19 protein-coding genes and 2 tRNA genes are annotated in these 15898 nt (G+C 31.9%); 12 read left to right on the top strand and 9 right to left on the bottom strand.

Features of this window, described 5'->3' with window-relative positions:
* Positions 1-73 precede the first annotated feature (73 nt).
* Positions 74-889 carry a zinc-dependent peptidase gene (locus tag ABNT22_RS16500; protein WP_348714065.1) on the top strand — a complete coding sequence of 272 codons (816 nt, stop codon included), beginning with the start codon at positions 74-76 and terminating at the stop codon, positions 887-889.
* On the opposite strand, the gene ABNT22_RS16495 is transcribed toward ABNT22_RS16500, so the two are convergent.
* Complete coding sequence (locus tag ABNT22_RS16495) at positions 878-1510, bottom strand: Crp/Fnr family transcriptional regulator (RefSeq protein ID WP_348714066.1); 633 nt, start codon at positions 1508-1510, stop codon at positions 878-880. The two genes, ABNT22_RS16500 and ABNT22_RS16495, sit on opposite strands and share 12 nt — an antisense overlap.
* A 129-nt stretch (positions 1511-1639) precedes the next feature.
* Between ABNT22_RS16495 and ABNT22_RS16490 the strand changes: the two genes are divergently transcribed.
* On the top strand, positions 1640-2059 hold the full coding sequence (locus ABNT22_RS16490; RefSeq protein WP_348714067.1) for a CBS domain-containing protein: 420 nt from the start codon (positions 1640-1642) through the stop codon (positions 2057-2059).
* Between the two features lie 29 nt (positions 2060-2088).
* Here the strand turns inward: ABNT22_RS16490 and rpe are convergent, their stop codons facing one another.
* Entirely contained in the window at positions 2089-2745 is a 657-nt protein-coding gene (gene rpe / locus ABNT22_RS16485; protein WP_348714068.1) for a ribulose-phosphate 3-epimerase, read from the bottom strand.
* A 146-nt stretch (positions 2746-2891) separates the two neighbouring features.
* Complete coding sequence (locus tag ABNT22_RS16480; RefSeq protein ID WP_132723771.1) at positions 2892-3755, bottom strand: RNA polymerase sigma factor RpoD/SigA; 864 nt, start codon at positions 3753-3755, stop codon at positions 2892-2894.
* Positions 3756-3972: 217 nt separating this feature from the next.
* Here ABNT22_RS16480 and ABNT22_RS16475 point away from each other — a divergent pair, with 217 nt between their 5' ends.
* The 3 genes from ABNT22_RS16475 to ABNT22_RS16465 are packed head-to-tail and all read left to right on the top strand — an operon-like array spanning position 3973 to position 5613.
* Positions 3973-4542: an RNA polymerase sigma factor gene (locus tag ABNT22_RS16475; protein WP_348714069.1), complete on the top strand. Its 570-nt coding sequence runs from the start codon at positions 3973-3975 to the stop codon at positions 4540-4542.
* Between the two features lie 5 nt (positions 4543-4547).
* On the top strand, positions 4548-4781 hold the full coding sequence (locus tag ABNT22_RS16470; RefSeq protein ID WP_348714070.1) for a hypothetical protein: 234 nt from the start codon (positions 4548-4550) through the stop codon (positions 4779-4781).
* A gap of 13 nt (positions 4782-4794) precedes the next feature.
* Entirely contained in the window at positions 4795-5613 is an 819-nt protein-coding gene (locus tag ABNT22_RS16465) for a mechanosensitive ion channel family protein (RefSeq protein ID WP_348714071.1), read from the top strand.
* A gap of 420 nt (positions 5614-6033) precedes the next feature.
* Here ABNT22_RS16465 and ABNT22_RS16460 read toward each other — a convergent pair whose 3' ends face one another.
* The 5 genes from ABNT22_RS16460 to ABNT22_RS16440 all read right to left on the bottom strand — a co-directional run bounded on the left by ABNT22_RS16460 (position 6034) and on the right by ABNT22_RS16440 (position 11199).
* Positions 6034-6741: a porin family protein gene (locus ABNT22_RS16460; RefSeq protein WP_348714072.1), complete on the bottom strand. Its 708-nt coding sequence runs from the start codon at positions 6739-6741 to the stop codon at positions 6034-6036.
* 1 nt (position 6742) lies between these two features.
* On the bottom strand, positions 6743-7471 hold the full coding sequence (gene ubiE / locus ABNT22_RS16455) for a bifunctional demethylmenaquinone methyltransferase/2-methoxy-6-polyprenyl-1,4-benzoquinol methylase UbiE (RefSeq protein ID WP_348714073.1): 729 nt from the start codon (positions 7469-7471) through the stop codon (positions 6743-6745).
* 16 nt (positions 7472-7487) lie between these two features.
* On the bottom strand, positions 7488-8381 hold the full coding sequence (locus tag ABNT22_RS16450) for a NifU family protein (RefSeq protein WP_348714074.1): 894 nt from the start codon (positions 8379-8381) through the stop codon (positions 7488-7490).
* Positions 8382-8491: 110 nt separating this feature from the next.
* Positions 8492-9880 carry a hemin receptor gene (locus ABNT22_RS16445; protein ID WP_348714075.1) on the bottom strand — a complete coding sequence of 463 codons (1389 nt, stop codon included), beginning with the start codon at positions 9878-9880 and terminating at the stop codon, positions 8492-8494.
* Between the two features lie 47 nt (positions 9881-9927).
* Positions 9928-11199, bottom strand: a complete 1272-nt coding sequence (locus ABNT22_RS16440) for a hypothetical protein (protein WP_348714076.1) — start codon at positions 11197-11199, stop codon at positions 9928-9930.
* A gap of 147 nt (positions 11200-11346) precedes the next feature.
* Here ABNT22_RS16440 and proS point away from each other — a divergent pair, with 147 nt between their 5' ends.
* The 7 genes from proS to ABNT22_RS16405 all read left to right on the top strand — a co-directional run bounded on the left by proS (position 11347) and on the right by ABNT22_RS16405 (position 15486).
* Positions 11347-12825, top strand: coding sequence for a proline--tRNA ligase (proS, locus tag ABNT22_RS16435; protein WP_348714077.1), 1479 nt, complete (start codon positions 11347-11349; stop codon positions 12823-12825).
* 75 nt (positions 12826-12900) lie between these two features.
* A tRNA-Glu gene (locus ABNT22_RS16430) sits at positions 12901-12972 on the top strand.
* A 127-nt stretch (positions 12973-13099) separates the two neighbouring features.
* A tRNA-Glu gene (locus tag ABNT22_RS16425) sits at positions 13100-13171 on the top strand.
* Between the two features lie 34 nt (positions 13172-13205).
* Positions 13206-13457 carry a 30S ribosomal protein S20 gene (gene rpsT, locus ABNT22_RS16420; protein WP_348714078.1) on the top strand — a complete coding sequence of 84 codons (252 nt, stop codon included), beginning with the start codon at positions 13206-13208 and terminating at the stop codon, positions 13455-13457.
* Positions 13458-13557: 100 nt separating this feature from the next.
* Positions 13558-14172, top strand: a complete 615-nt coding sequence (locus ABNT22_RS16415; protein ID WP_348714079.1) for a hypothetical protein — start codon at positions 13558-13560, stop codon at positions 14170-14172.
* A gap of 42 nt (positions 14173-14214) precedes the next feature.
* The gene (locus tag ABNT22_RS16410) at positions 14215-14835 is read left to right on the top strand and encodes a lipoprotein signal peptidase (RefSeq protein WP_348714080.1); all 621 of its coding nucleotides are present in this window, start codon (positions 14215-14217) and stop codon (positions 14833-14835) included.
* A 48-nt stretch (positions 14836-14883) separates the two neighbouring features.
* The gene (locus tag ABNT22_RS16405; RefSeq protein ID WP_348714081.1) at positions 14884-15486 is read left to right on the top strand and encodes a DUF4230 domain-containing protein; all 603 of its coding nucleotides are present in this window, start codon (positions 14884-14886) and stop codon (positions 15484-15486) included.
* Here the strand turns inward: ABNT22_RS16405 and ABNT22_RS16400 are convergent.
* Positions 15483-15896 (bottom strand): DUF6691 family protein, encoded by a 414-nt coding sequence (locus ABNT22_RS16400; RefSeq protein WP_348714082.1) that lies wholly within the window; start codon positions 15894-15896, stop codon positions 15483-15485. The two genes, ABNT22_RS16405 and ABNT22_RS16400, sit on opposite strands and share 4 nt — an antisense overlap.
* Between the last annotated feature and the right edge of the window lie 2 nt (positions 15897-15898).

Here is a 15898-nt window from a genome sequence, read left to right as displayed (position 1 = left end):
CTGTGGAGCCAAAGTTATAAAAAGAATAATTTCTGTTTGTAACAAATGTTACAGAAGAAAGTTTTGAAGCAAAATGAAATTTATCTATATCATAAGAAATACATCGGTAGCCCTTGGATTTATTGGGGTTTTTGTTAATGTTTTAGAATCTTTATCTGTTTACTTTTTTAACAAACCACTTTTCGTTCATTTCTATTTAACTCAAAAGAGACTGCCTAAAAGTAAAAAGCAGTTTTTAGAAGAGAGTATCCGTTTTTATCAAAAGTTAAATGATAAACAAAAAAGGTATTTTGAGCATAGAGTAACAAAGTTTATTAGGAATTATGACTTTATAGGGAGAGAAGGTTTTGAGTTTTCACCAGAAGTTAAAGTTTTAATAGCTTCTTCTTATGTTAAATTAACTTTTGGAATGCGTAAATACTTAACCAATACCTTTGATAAGGTAATAGTGTATCCAAAGGTCTTCTTTTCTAATACCACTAAAATGTACCATAAGGGAGAGTTTAATCCAGCTCTGAAGGCGGTGGTTTTTTCTTGGGAAGATTTTCTATTAGGGGATGTTGTATTGAACGATAATCTGAATCTTGGGATTCATGAGTTTACCCATGCGCTAACGTTTCATGGAGGGAAATCTAGAGATGTAAGTGCTCGTATTTTTTATAAGCTTTTTACAGAAATAACAAGTTTTATGAAAGATGATTCAAATATTGAGCAAATAAAAAAATCAGGGTATTTTAGAGAATATGCTTTAACAAATAAAATAGAGTTTACAGCAGTAATTATGGAGCACTTTTTTGAAACACCAGAAGATTTAAAGAAGAAATTCCCTTTATTATATAAGAAGATAAAAATAATGTTAAACTATAACTCTTTAAAGTTAAAGAGCTAGAACTTTAATACTATTTCTATGAAGTTCAATTTTTTCCGCTTTTTCCAAAGATTTTAAAAGTCTAGAAATAACTACTCTTGAAGTGTGCATGTCATTGGCAATTTGTTGATGTGTAATTTGCATAACATCAGTGTGTGTAACCATTGCTTTGTCTTTTAAATACTTTAAAAGTCTTTCTCCCATATTTAGAAAAGCGATAGAATCAACAGCTTCAATAAATTCATGCAAGCGAGAATGATAACTTTGTAAGATAAACTCTTGCCAGCTTGAGTATTTACTTAACCATTCCGTCATTTTTTCTTTAGGAATCATTAAAAGCTTTACATCAGTTTCAGCAATGGCTTTAATTTTACTTTTAGTTTGTCCCATACAACAAGATAAGGTCATTGCACAAGTATCACCCTTTTCAATATAATACAAAACCAATTCATCTCCTTCTTTGTCTTCACGTAGAATTTTAATAGCTCCTTGAATTACTAAAGGGATGGATACAATATAATTATCAATATCTATAATAGTATCATTTGCATCGAATTCTTTATAGACTGCAATTTTAGCAATCTCTTCAAGTAATTCTTCCTGAAATAAATATCCATATTGTCTGTGTAATTCTTCAATCAAAATAGTAGGTTTTTTTGTAAAAGTACGTAAAAAGGTAGAAATAAAATAGAAGGATTAACATGATTTAAATCAGCTTTTTTGCTGTTTTTAATACTGAAATTTGATATAGAAATTAAAAAGAGAAACACCATGAAAAAAAGAATGCCAGTTTCAGTTATTATGACTAAAGATGTTGTAACACTTAACTATACAGATGATTTAATAACAGCAGAGAAGTTATTCAAAGCAAATAACATTAGACATATTCCCGTAGTTAGTGGTTCTGAAATTAAAGGAATGTTAAGTTATACGGATTTATTAAGAATTAGTTTTGCAGATGCAATAGATGAAGATGAGTCAGATGTAGACACAGTTGTTTATAATATGTTTACAATTGAGCAAGTAATGGCGAAAAATTTAGTAACAGTGAATTCATCTACAACAATTAAAGAAGTAGCGGAAATTTTATCTAAGAAGGAATTTCACGCGTTGCCGATAGTTGATAAAGATGAATTGGTAGGAATTGTTACCACTACAGATTTGATAAACTATTTATTAGACCAGTTTTAAAAAAAAGGAGGTTGTTAAACCTCCTTTTTTTAATTTATAAGTGCTTTTAAGTCTGCAATCGTCTCCGTAGGGTTGTCACTTTTAAAAACATAACTTCCAGCAACTAAAGCGTCTGCTCCAGCTTCAATAAGTTTGTTGGCATTTTTATTAGTTACCCCGCCATCAATTTCAATCATTGTAGAGGCTTCACTAAACTCAATTAAGTTTTTTAATTGTTGTACTTTTTTATAAGTGTTTTCAATAAAAGACTGCCCCCCAAAACCAGGGTTTACACTCATTATACAAACCAAATCTAAATCTTTTATAATATCCTCTAAAACAGCAATTGGTGTATGAGGGTTTAAAGCTACTCCGGCTTTCATTCCCGAAGCTTTAATAGCTTGAATTGTTCTGTGTAAATGAGTACATGCCTCATAATGTACTGTTAAAATGTCTGCACCTAAATCTGCAAAAGTTTGAATGTAACGATCTGGATCAACAATCATTAAATGTACATCGATTGTCTTTTTGGCGTGTTTAGAAATTGCTTTTAATACGGGCATTCCAAATGAAATATTTGGAACAAATACACCGTCCATAATGTCAATATGAAACCAATCTGCATCACTGTTATTTACCATTTCGATATCACGTTGTAAATTGGCAAAATCTGCTGCTAAGATTGATGGAGCTACTAGTTTACTCATGAGTTGTTTTTGTTGTGTTGTTATTTTGGCAAATATAGTTAAAACCTAATAGGTATATAAAAAAGAAAACTCTCAAAAATTGAGAGCTTTCATTCATTAATCAAAAAACGAATAGTTATGATAACTATTTGTTATTGTATATATTTTTAACCTAAATAGGTCATTAAAATTTTACTTCTAGAAGTATGTTTTAATCTACGAATAGCTTTTTCTTTAATTTGACGAACACGCTCACGAGTTAAATCAAATGTTTCTCCGATTTCCTCTAAAGTCATTGGTTGGTGTTCACCTAAACCAAAGTATAACTTAACAACATCTGCTTCACGTGGAGTTAATGTCTCTAATGCACGATTAATTTCAATACGTAGCGATTCGTGTAATAAAGTTTTATCAGGGTTTGGAGATTCTCCAGAATTTAAAACGTCATATAAGTTAGAGTCTTCACCTTCAATTAACGGAGCATCCATAGATACGTGACGACCCGAATTTTTCATAGATTCCTTAACATCACTAACAGTCATGTCTAACTTCTTTGCAATTTCTTCAGCACTTGGAGGGCGCTCATTCTCTTGCTCTAAGAAAGCATACATTTTATTAATTTTATTAATAGAACCAATCTTGTTTAAAGGTAAACGTACAATACGAGATTGTTCTGCTAGAGCTTGTAAGATAGACTGACGAATCCACCATACAGCGTATGATATAAATTTGAAACCACGAGTTTCATCAAAACGTTTTGCCGCTTTAATTAAACCTAAGTTTCCTTCGTTAATTAAATCAGGTAACGTTAATCCTTGATTTTGATATTGCTTAGCCACAGATACTACGAAACGTAAATTGGCTTTTGTTAATTTTTCTAAAGCTCTTTGGTCTCCTGCTTTTATTCTTTGTGCTAATTCTACTTCTTCATCAGCAGTAATTAAATCTACTTTTCCAATTTCTTGCAAGTATTTATCTAAAGAAGCTGTTTCCCTATTAGTTACCTGCTTTGTAATTTTAAGTTGTCTCATTTAGCTTAGTAAAATTTTAATGATTAACAATCTGTTCTCATTTACTTATACGTAGCCTTTTAAGTAAATGTTACAAAAAAATTATTTTTTTTGAAAAAGGTTCTTTTTTGTTAAAGAATTGTTAATTTCATCCTTTGAAAATAAGTACGTGACTTATTGAATAAAATTGTGTCTAATTCTTTACAAGTCTAATTTTTAGAATAACCAAACTTGACTTTTGAAAAGTATTGATGTTACAAAACTAAGCGACGAAGAGCTAGTCAGTAAAATAGTGCAAAAAAATGATACTCATTTATTTGCCGTTTTATATGACCGGTATGCTGGTGTGGTATACAACAAATGCTATGGTTTTTCTAAAAACAAAGAAGAAGCACAAGACCTTACCCACGATGTTTTCGTTCGTTTATTTGTAAAACTAAGATCTTTTAAAGGGAAATCTAAGTTTTCTACTTGGTTATATTCATTTACCTATAATTTCTGCGTAAATTACGTGCAAAGGAATAGTGAAAAAAAGAAAGAAAAGGTAACTGTTGTAACTGATCAGATTAAAGAAGATAGTGACATTGATGAAATCGATGATGCAACACTATTTGAATTAAAATCAGATAAATTAGCAAAGGCACTCGAGATGATATCTGCTGCTGATAAAATGATTCTTTTAATGAAATATCAAGATGATATGAGCATAAAAGAAATTTCAGGAGCATTAGAGTTAGGAGATAGCGCTGTAAAAATGCGTTTAAAACGAGCAAAAGAGAAAGTCGTTAAAGCGTATAATGAATTGTAATTATTATGGATAATCCATTTAAGAAAATATTACATAACGAAGAATTGCCAGAGGTACTTAAAGAAAAAGTACTTAATGATGTGGCAATGATTAAGCTATCGATAGATGTTGCTGATTTATTCGTGGTGAAATACCCGAATACAATTGTAGATTTATTAAACGCTCCTGATTCAGAAAACAAAACAAGTGAAAAAGAAAATAACCAAGAAGAAGATAAAACAAACGAAAGTAAAAACTAATAGACTATAAATTATGAAAGCGTTACAAGTAGACTTTTTAAAACCTTTTAAAGATACGTTTAACGATATTATTAATTATTTACCAACAGTAGCAGGTTTTGTTGGTTTTGTAATTGTATCTTGGATATTTATAAAAGTGTTTCTTTATATCGTAAGAAAGGCTTTGGCAAAAACAAAAATTGATGAGTGGTCTAAAAAACTAAGTAAAACAGAAATTTTTGGAAACTCTACAATCAATATTGTATTAACCAATGTAGTATTGGCTGTTTTAAAATGGTTCTTGATTTTTGTTTTTGTAATGTTAGGTGCAGAAATTTTTGGATTGTCTTTGGTTTCAGATGGTATTAGGAGTTTCTTTGGTTATTTACCAAGGTTATTGGCTGCGTTAGGGATTTTTGTTGGAGGTACCTATTTGGGAACAATGGTGAAGAAAGCTATTCAGTCAATGTTCAAGTCAATGGAAATCTCTGGGGGAAATGTCGTAGGGAATATTGCGTTTTATTTAATTGTTGTTTTTCTTTCAATAACAGCGTTAGACATGGCTGAAGTGGATACTTCGGTAATAAAAAGTAATTTGACTTTATTAATAGGTTCTATTTTATTAGCATTTACAATAGCTTTTGGTTTAGGAGCTAGAGATGCGGTAGCGAGATTGCTTTTTGGATATTATTCAAGAAAGAATATTGGTATAGGAGAAACTATAAAAATTAACGATATTGAAGGTGTAGTAATTGCTATTGATAATATTTGTATTACTATAAAGACTGCGGAAGGAAAGGTAGTTTTACCTATTAAGGATGTGGTAGATAACAAAATAATTTTGAAAAATTAACACAGGTTAATTTCTTTTTTTCTATATTTGTACTCATAAGTAAGAAATAATTTTATATTAAAGATAATTGTATGATAGATTTCGGGGGACTTCTATCAAATTAGTAAAGAGAAATCTTTGCAATTTAATGACTACCTTTTGGTAGTCATTTTTTTTGATATAATGTGACCTGTACAAATAAATTGTGTCTAATAAAATGTAGATAGATTTCGGGGGACTTCTATCAAATTATTAAAGAGAAATCTTTGTTTTGGTGGCTGCCTATTTTAGGTGGCCATTTTTTTTGTGACTTTTGTAAAAGAAGTGTGTCTTATAGCCTAATAGATAGATTTTGGGGGATCTCTATCGAGTAGTGATTAATTATCACTCAATAAAAAAGCGGCTATTATAGCCGCTTTTGTTTTTTATTGTTATGGTTTTTTATTCAAATGCTAAATGGATAAAAAATCCTCGGGTTCCTAAAAAATCGATAGGGTCAGTCCATTGACTAGAAGGTCTGTTATCTCTAACTAATTCGTTGTTAACAGCAAAGACTCCTCTTAAGGAAGGTGAGAATTTAAAATAGCTAAAGTATAAATCAATACCAATACCTACTTCATACATAAAGTTGCTTGTTCTCGTTCTAAATTCTCCAGCAAAGTTGTCATCACTATTACTTTCATTACTTGAAAAGTTATAATCATAAGAAATCCCTCCGATTACATATGGTCTAACATTGTTTAGTCTATTAGTGCTTAATTTTAGTAAAATAGGTAAATGTAAAAAGGTAGCCCCAACTTCTCTTTTGGTTGCGCTTTCAGAACCGCTAATGTGTTTAAAACGTAATGTTTTAGTGTTAGACATTAACCCAGGTTCAAATCTAAGATTTACATTGTTATGTAACCTTAAATCTGCAATTAATCCCACATTGAATCCTATGCTCGATTCTACTTCTATATTTGGTGTACCTGTTTGGTCAACAAAACTTGGGCGATAAGCTATTTTATAACCATTTGAATTACCTCCTAAGTAAAAACCATAATGAAATTTAGGGTTGTCAAAAGTTGGTAACTTAAGTACTTTTTCTATTTGTGCATAAGAAAATGTTGTTGATAAAATAAATCCGAAAATTAAAAAACGTTTTAACATACTATTTTGTAGCGGTATAAATTGATGCAACTCCAAAAGTTACAGGTAAATTCTTTGCATTCTTAAACCCATTTTTTTCTAAAATATTGTTGAAGGCCTCTCCAAAAGGAAAAGAATTTGCACTTTCAGATAAATATGAATATGCTACTTTATCTTTTGAAAAGAGTTTTCCAATTATTGGTAGAATATAATTAGTATAAAACTTATACCCTTGTTTAAATGGAAATTTGGTAGGATTTGATGTTTCTAGTACAACAAACTTCCCTCCAGGTTTTAAAACACGTAATATTTCTGTCAAACCTTTGTCTAAAGTTTCAAAATTTCTAACACCAAAAGATACGGTGATTGCATCAAAAGTATTGTCTTCAAAAGGAATATTTTCACTGTCACCAACAACCATTTCTATCGTGTTACTTAAGTCGGCTTTAGAAACTTTTTGCTTTCCAACATTAAGCATTCCTTCTGAGATATCTAACCCAACAATTCTATCAGGTTTTAAAGAAGCCATCATTAAAGCTAAGTCTCCTGTGCCAGTTGCGATGTCTAAAATTTGTTTAGGGTTGTTTTCTCCTACAAACTTAACTACTTTTTTTCTCCAGCTAACATCTATTCCTAAAGAGATAACACGATTTAAACCATCGTAATCTTCAGAAATATTATCAAACATTTTAGCTACTTGTTCCTTTTTTCCTAATTCGGAATCTTTATAAGGTTTTACTGTTTTGGACATTTGTTATTGTTGTATATTATCCATTAATAGCTACCACTTCATTAATTTGATTTGGTAACATTTCTTTTAACATGGTTTCAATTCCATTTTTTAAGGTAACTGTTGATGATGGACATCCACTACAAGCTCCTTGTAATATCACTCTAACTTGTTTAGAGTTTTCATCATATGATTGAAAAGCAATGTTCCCACCGTCTGAAGCCACTGCTGGTTTTATATACTCATCAAGAATTTCAACAATCTTTGTTTCAGTATCAGATAAGTTTTCCTTTGGGATTTCTACATTCTGTTGAGTTTGTTGCTTTGGTAATGATGAAATAATTGCTTTTCCCTCTTGAATATAGTTTCGAATAAAGGTTCTTACCTCTTGATATACTTCATTCCAATCTACCATATCATACTTTGTAATAGAAATATAATTTTCAGAAATAAATATTTCTTTAACAAAAGGGAAGTTAAACAAAGCTTGTGCTAATGGAGAGGACTTGCTTGCTTCATCAATGTTTTTGAACTCAACATCTGTTTGTGTTAAGGCTTTATTTGTTCCAAATTTCATTACAGCTGGATTTGGAGTTACTTCGGCATACACTTCAACTGCATCTTTTTTAATGGTCTCTTCCTTAACCACAGGATTTCCTTGTAGTAAATAAGCTTCTATTTGCTCACGTACTTCTTCTTCTACGTCTTCCCATTGTACAATGTCATAACGTTGAACAGCAATAAAATTCGCCGTTACAAATACTTTTTTAACAAAAGGAAGGTAAAATAATTGTTGAGCTAATGGAGAGTTTTTAGCCTCATCTATATTATTGTATTCGTAACTACCACCATTAATCAAGATGGTATTACTTATAAACTTAATAATGGTTTCATTATTAGTTTCTTGTATGTTTATTTTTATTGAACTCATGTCGAATTAAATGAAATGCAAAATTAAGGTAAAAAACTGAGATTTAAATAAGCAAAAAAGCCTCGTTTAACTAACGAGACTTTTTTAAGTGTTTTTTATGTTTTTACTGCTTATAAGCTAAAAGTAACGGTACCTGTAATTCTCGAGGTATTATTGTTTAACTCGATTGGATCAACATTAACTGCAGCAGAATTATATATATTATAAGGACTATTACTTTCTGACTTACGATACGATAAATCAAATTTTAAATTTCCAAAGTTGTAACCAAAACCTAATGAATATCCTGTGACGTGATCTTTGTCTAAAGCTGTTTTAGAAGGGTTTTCTTCATAATGATATCCTCCTCGAATACTCATTTTGTCAAAGCGCCATTCGGTACCTATGTTTAAAGTATTTGTAGCTTTAAAATCATTATCAAAGTTTTGATTTACTTGATTAAATGAGTTCCCTGTGTAAGTTACATTGCTGTAATTTTTATAAGTATAATCTGCACTAATTAAACCTTGTTTTCCAAAGACAAATGCAGCACTAGCAGTTAACCTACTAGGTGTTCTTAACTTAAATGTGTTCAAAGAAAACTCTTCACCACTATTTACATCTACAGGTTGGTTGCTGGCAGAGATTTCTGTAAAACCTAACCAGTCATCATAACGACTATTACTTGGGTCGAATACATTCAAATTACTGTCTTCAATAATTTCTGGATACCAAGTTGGAGTTTCATACGCTAATCCAAAACGAAAAGTGTTGTTTACGTTATAAATAAAACCTGCACTAACTGAAACACCATTCCCTTCAAAGAAACTATCTTGAATATTTACAGCGTTTAAAGTATTCCCATTACCATCTTCATTGGTCTCTCTTAGATTTGTAATTTGAGAAAATCTAAGGTCGTGGAATTTTATGGAAGCTCCAACATGTAGTTTATTTTGATGTGTGGCAGAGAATCCCATTTCAAAAATAGAACTTTGTCCGTTCATATTGTTTGCAAAACGTTGTTGAACACCATTGTTAAATTGATTATTAATATCATCTGGATGCTCATTGAATAAAGCTTGTCCACTGTTGCCAGTTATAGAGAATGATTGGTCAAAATCACTTTTCATTCTATAATTAAAAGTTAAGGCAAAACGATTCCAATCAGAGTCGTAAGCAGTATCAAAAGTTAAAATACCACCAGCTTGAGTAATGTTTAAAAAATCATCTTGAATAGTTGTTGTGTTTCCATAGTAACTAGCTAAAATATCTGTGCTTCGATTACCTAGAGAAGCAGAAAGGGTACTTTTTCTAGCTACTGCACTACCAGCAGGGTTAATACTAAAGGCAGAAACATCTCCACCCAAAGCTCCAAAAGCTCCACTCATAGCTTCAAAACGAGCTGTACCATAATTATCATCTTTTGAAAATAAAACTCCCAAATCAGTATAGCCTAAAGATTGAGAAAAGGCAGTAAAGGTACTGGCAACAATAGTTGCTAATGCTAAAATTCGTTTCATGTTTTTCGTTAATTAGTTTATAACTTATTTAGAAAAGTTGGTTAAAGTTATCTTCTTCCTCTGCTACTTCTTCCACTTGAAGAACCTCTGTTACTTGAAGAACTTCTAGTTGAATATCCTCTACTGCTAGATGAGCTTCTGTTCGAATAGTTTCTTGAAGAAGATCTGTTAGATGAGTAGTTTCTGTTACTGCTTCTAGAAGGGGTGTAACTTCTGTTATTACTTCTAGAACTTCTTGATGAGCTTCTTGCTGTTCTAGTGCGAGAAGAAGAACTGCTTCTATTTGAACGGTATCCTCTTGTAGGTTGAACACTTTTTGAATTTCTAGAAGGTTTATATCCCCCAGTAGAATATCCTCTTGTGTTTCCTGAAGATCTACCACCACCTCTAGTACCTCTAGTACCCCTAGTGGATTGAGAACCTCTTGTACCTCTGTAAGTACGATTATTTGATCTGTTTGGAGAATAACCTCTTGTTCTTGTGCCTCTCGTAGACCTAGTGCTTCTTGTGTTTCTACTATTGCCATAGGTACGACTATTACCTCTTCGATAAGTGCTAGATGAGCGTCTTGAAGTAGTAGTTCCTCGTCTACTTGTAGTATACCCTCTTCTTGAGTTTGAAGCTGTTCTGTAGCCTCTATAAGGGTTGGCCCCTCTGTAAAAACGATTGTTATATCTATAAGGTCCGTAATATCTACCTCTATAGTAAGGAGGGCAATAATTGTTCCATCCCCATCCAGCGTAAAAGCCACCGTTCCAATGGTATGGGTGCCAGTAAGGATTATATCCCCAACCGCCCCAAGCGGTTCGCCATCCCCATCTATTCCATCTCCAATTATTGTTCCATCCCCAATTGTTCCAACCCCAAGGTCCGTCCCAATAAGGATCATAAAATCCATTATAACCCCATCCCCAGCGAGGAGAAGTGTTAATGTTTATTACTACATCAGCATTTGAGCCAAATCCCCACGGTTCATTACCATTATATGTTATACGTGTTTGAGGTTTTTCTTCTTCAACGATTTCTTCTTCTACATTAAAATCTTCAGAAGAGTAATTTTCAATATCTGTGAAAATATCGGTACCATTTAAAGTGCCTAAACGTTCTACTTCTTTTGTGAAATAATTTTCTTCGTAATCTCTGTATTCATCTTCATCTACCACAACAACTTTACGTTCAGGGCGCTCAACTTCATCAGCATAAATACCATCATCACTACCAGCAACCGTTTGCACTGTTCCGCAGGAAACAAAGGACGCTACCATTAATAATGATACTAGGAATAATGGAAGTTTGGTGTTGGCGTAATGTAATTTCATGTCTTTAATTTTTAGGTTAGAACATCATTATTGTAAAAGATACTACAAAAATTACTTTCTATGTTGGGCTTGTTACCTTTTTAACGTAGTTTTGCAGATACAATTTTACGCATAAAAAATAACAATATTTGTGCCAAACTTTTGATTATGAGCAAACATTTAACAAAAAGAGCTGAAGATTACTCGAAATGGTATAATGAATTAATTGTAAAAGCTGATATGGCTGAGAATTCTGCTGTACGTGGATGTATGGTAATTAAGCCCTATGGTTTTGCAATTTGGGAAAAAATGCAAGCAGAATTAGATAGAATGTTTAAAGAAACAGGACATCAAAATGCATATTTTCCACTTTTTGTTCCGAAAAGTTTGTTTGAAGCTGAAGAGAAAAATGCAGAGGGTTTTGCAAAAGAATGTGCTGTAGTAACACATTATAGATTACAAAATGATCCAGATAATGAAGGGAAGTTACGTGTAGATCCAGAAGCAAAATTAGAAGAAGAATTAGTGGTGCGTCCAACTTCCGAAGCAATTATATGGAATACCTATAAAGGATGGATTCAATCTCACCGTGATTTACCATTATTAATAAATCAGTGGGCAAATGTAGTTCGTTGGGAAATGAGAACGCGTTTATTCTTGCGTACGGCAGAGTTCTTATGGCAAGAAGGACATACAGCGCATGCAACAAAAGAAGAAGCTGTTGCTGAGGCAAAGCAGATGCAAGAAGTATACGCAACTTTTGCAGAACAATTTATGGCAATGCCTGTGGTAAGAGGAGCAAAATCTGAAAGTGAGCGTTTTGCTGGAGCAGATGATACATTAACTATAGAAGCTTTAATGCAAGATGGTAAAGCATTACAAGCAGGAACATCACATTTTTTAGGGCAAAACTTTGCGAAAGCTTTTGATGTAAAATATACATCAAGAGAAGGTAAGCAAGAATATGTATGGGCAACTTCATGGGGAGTATCTACAAGATTAATAGGAGGGCTTATAATGACGCACTCTGATGATGCAGGATTAGTATTGCCTCCAAAACTTGCGCCAATACAAGTTGTAATTGTACCTATATATAAAGGAGAAGATCAATTAAATGCAATTTTCGATAAAGTAGAACCTATAATAAAGGAATTAAAATCAAAAGGTATTTCTGTTAAATTTGACGATAGAGATACTATGAGGCCAGGAGCTAAATTTGCAGAATACGAATTAAAAGGAGTTCCAGTTCGTGTTGCTATGGGTAAGAGAGATTTAGAAAACGGAACGGTAGAAGTTGCTAGAAGAGATACTTTTGAAAAGCAAACAATTAATCAAGACGGTCTTGTTGAATTTGTAGAAAAGCTACTTAATGAGATTCAAGAAAATCTATTTACAAAGGCCTTGAACTATAGAAATGATCATATTACAGAGGTGGATACATTTGATGAGTTTAAGGATGTTATAAAAAATAAAGGAGGTTTTGTTTCTGCTCATTGGGATGGTACCATTGAAACAGAAGATAAAATAAAAGAGTTAACAAAAGCAACCATTCGTTGTATACCTAATGATGCAAAAGAAGAAGAAGGGAAGTGTGTGTTTACAGGAGGTCCATCTTCAAAAAGAGTATTATTTGCAAAGGCATATTAAAAAAAATAAAAAAAGTTTTGGTGCATTTTAAAAGAGTTTATATATTTGCACCCGCAATCGAGAAATGATTGTGACGGCCCATTCGTCTAGTGGTTAGGACGTAAGGTTTTCATCCTTAAAACAGGAGTTCGATTCTCCTATGGGCTACAAGTTCTAAATGGCTTCGAATCAATCGAAGCTTTTTTTATCAAACTGATAATTAATAGAGTAAAATTATTGCAGATATAAAAAAGAGTTTATATATTTGCACCCGCAATCAAGAAATGATTGTAACGGCCCATTCGTCTAGTGGTTAGGACGTAAGGTTTTCATCCTTAAAACAGGAGTTCGATTCTCCTATGGGCTACAAGTTTTTTATAAACATTTAACGTTTTAGCAAAATGGCAAATCACAAGTCAGCAATTAAAAGAATTAGAAGTAACGAAACGAAGCGCTTAAGAAATAAGTATCAGCATAAAACTACACGTAATGCTGTGAAGAAATTAAGAGCTATTACAGATAAGAAGGAAGCAGAAGGAATGTTTTCGTCAGTTGTATCTATGCTAGATAAGTTAGCTAAGAACAACATCATTCATAAGAATAAAGCAGCAAACTTAAAGTCAAAGTTGGCTAAGCATGTTGCAGCTTTATAAGAGTTTTAAGGTTAGTTAATAGTAGAAAACGCTCCAATTATATTGGAGCGTTTTTTCGTTATATATGCACATGAGAATAATAATGGTTTTATTTTTTGTAATGAATACTGTTGCGTTTTCGCAACAGAAACAATTATATTCAAATGAAATCAATGTTCAGAATTTACAGTTCATAACGAATAATTTGGATGATATTATCATTGAAAATAGTGAAACGGAGAAACTAGAAATAATATTAGAGAACGACAATACTATTCCAATTAATATAGATACGAAAGAAGTCAATAATGAACTTATTGTTTCTTTTCTGAAAGAAGAAGGGTTAAATCCTAATACCACAGTTTTTAGAAAGTATATTACCAAAAGATTAGAAAGAGCAAGAGTGCTGATTAAAATCCCTAAAAAAAGAAATTTAGAGGTGTACGGTGGAACAGTTGGGGTCTATTCTAAAGGCTATGCTGGAAATCTTAACGTTTATATTGAAAAGGGAAATGTAAGATTGGGAAAAATAGAAGGAATAACAGTTGTAAAGTTGTTTTTGGGAAATGTGTACGCTGAGGTGAGTAATACAGATTTAATACTTAAAACAACAAATGGAATTGTTAAAATTAATAACAAGGAAAAGAAAAAAAACTTTCAGGAATCTCATCAAGATAATCCATTCAAGTTGTCTGTAAATAGTATTAATGCTAATATTTACTTAACTAAAAAATAAACAGAATACTTTTCTTATTTTTGGCTGATAATTTAGAGAATAATGTCAAAGAAAAATATTGCAATACTTACCGTTGTATTGGCCATTTTAATAGATCAGATTAGTAAAATTTACGTAAAAACACATTTCTATCTCGGAGAAGATATCAAGGTTCTTGGTTTAGATTGGTTTAGAATTCATTTTACAGAAAACAATGGAATGGCATGGGGGTTTGAGTTTGGAGGTAAGGCAGGTAAATTGTTTTTAACTTTGTTTAGATTAATTGCTGTTTCTGGTATTGTATATTGGTTATGGCAAACAATAAAACGACACACACACACTGCAGTAGTTGTGGCAATAGCGTTAATTTTGGCTGGAGCAATAGGTAATATTATAGATTCTGTATTTTATGGGGTTATTTTTGATACGCCAATGGGTAGAGGCGTAGCTACATTATTTGCAGAGGAACCTTATGGTAACCTTTTTTATGGGAAAGTAGTAGATATGCTATATTTTCCTTTGTGGGAAGGAACTCTACCAAGCTGGTTGCCTATTTGGGGAGGAAAGCAATTTACTTTCTTTAATGCAATCTTTAATGGAGCGGATTCATGGATTACAATAGGGGTTGTTTTATTATTCTTCTTTAACAAACAAGCGTTTCCTAAAGAAGAAAAGGAAGAGTAGTTTTAGTTATAGATTCTTTTACTTATTTTTATTGAAAAGAATCTACATATGCGTTTATTGAAATATTTGGCAGTTTTCTTACTTGGCTTTTTAATAGCAAAGTTTTGGTATGAGAAAAAATATGAAGATCACAAAAGCCAAGAAGTTCAAGTCTTACTTAATGGAATAAGAAGTATGAGTAAACTTGTGGTTTCAGAAGGGAGTTTTTCTGAAGTTTTAAGTTATTCTGATAGTAAGAAATACCTATATGATTATTTATCGTTTGATAAAAAGGCTGTGGTCGCAGTAAATGCTAAAGTTGAAGTTGGTTATGACTTGTCGAAACTCGCTATTCAAATAGATTCTCTTGGTAGAAAGATAATTATAAACAAAATTCCAAAAGAGGAGATAGTAATAAGTCCTGAGGTTAAGTACTTCGATTTAGAACAAAGTAGATTTAATACTTTTAGTAAAGAAGAGTTAAATGAAATTAATCAAAATAGTATAGATAGACTTAAAGAAACTATTGCAATTACCAGTTTACAGGACGAAGCAAAAATGAGACTTTTTGAAGAGCTCTCTAAAATTTATCAATTGTCTTCAACCTTCGGTTGGGAAGTGGTAGATAATACAAATTCGAAGTTCTACGACACTATTTTACTAAAAGATTAATTGGGTAGCTTTTTACTTAATATTCCATAAATAAAAGCTCCCAAAAGTGCACCTGCTAAAACAATAATAAGAGATAAGATTCCATTACCAATTAGAACAAAAATAGGAGCAGGGCAAGCACCTGCTAAAGCCCAACCTAGTCCAAAGATAGTTCCACCAACTAAAGTTCTTATAAATCCTTTTTTCTTTTCTTTTATATTGATTTGGTTACCTAGATAATCTTTAATAATTCCTTTTCTAAAGAAATACATTAAAACCGTTGAAATAGTAACGGCAGAACCAATGATGCCATACATGTGAAAAGATTGAAATTTGAACATTTCATAAATACGATACCATGAAATAGCTTCTGACTTTGTCAATACAATTCCAAAGAAAACACCTAACAATAAAAATTTTATATACTTCATAA

It is taken from the genome of Tenacibaculum sp. 190130A14a (genome assembly GCF_964048965.1).
Lineage (GTDB): Bacteria > Bacteroidota > Bacteroidia > Flavobacteriales > Flavobacteriaceae > Polaribacter > Polaribacter polynesiense.
This window is presented reverse-complemented; position numbering and strand designations above follow the sequence as displayed.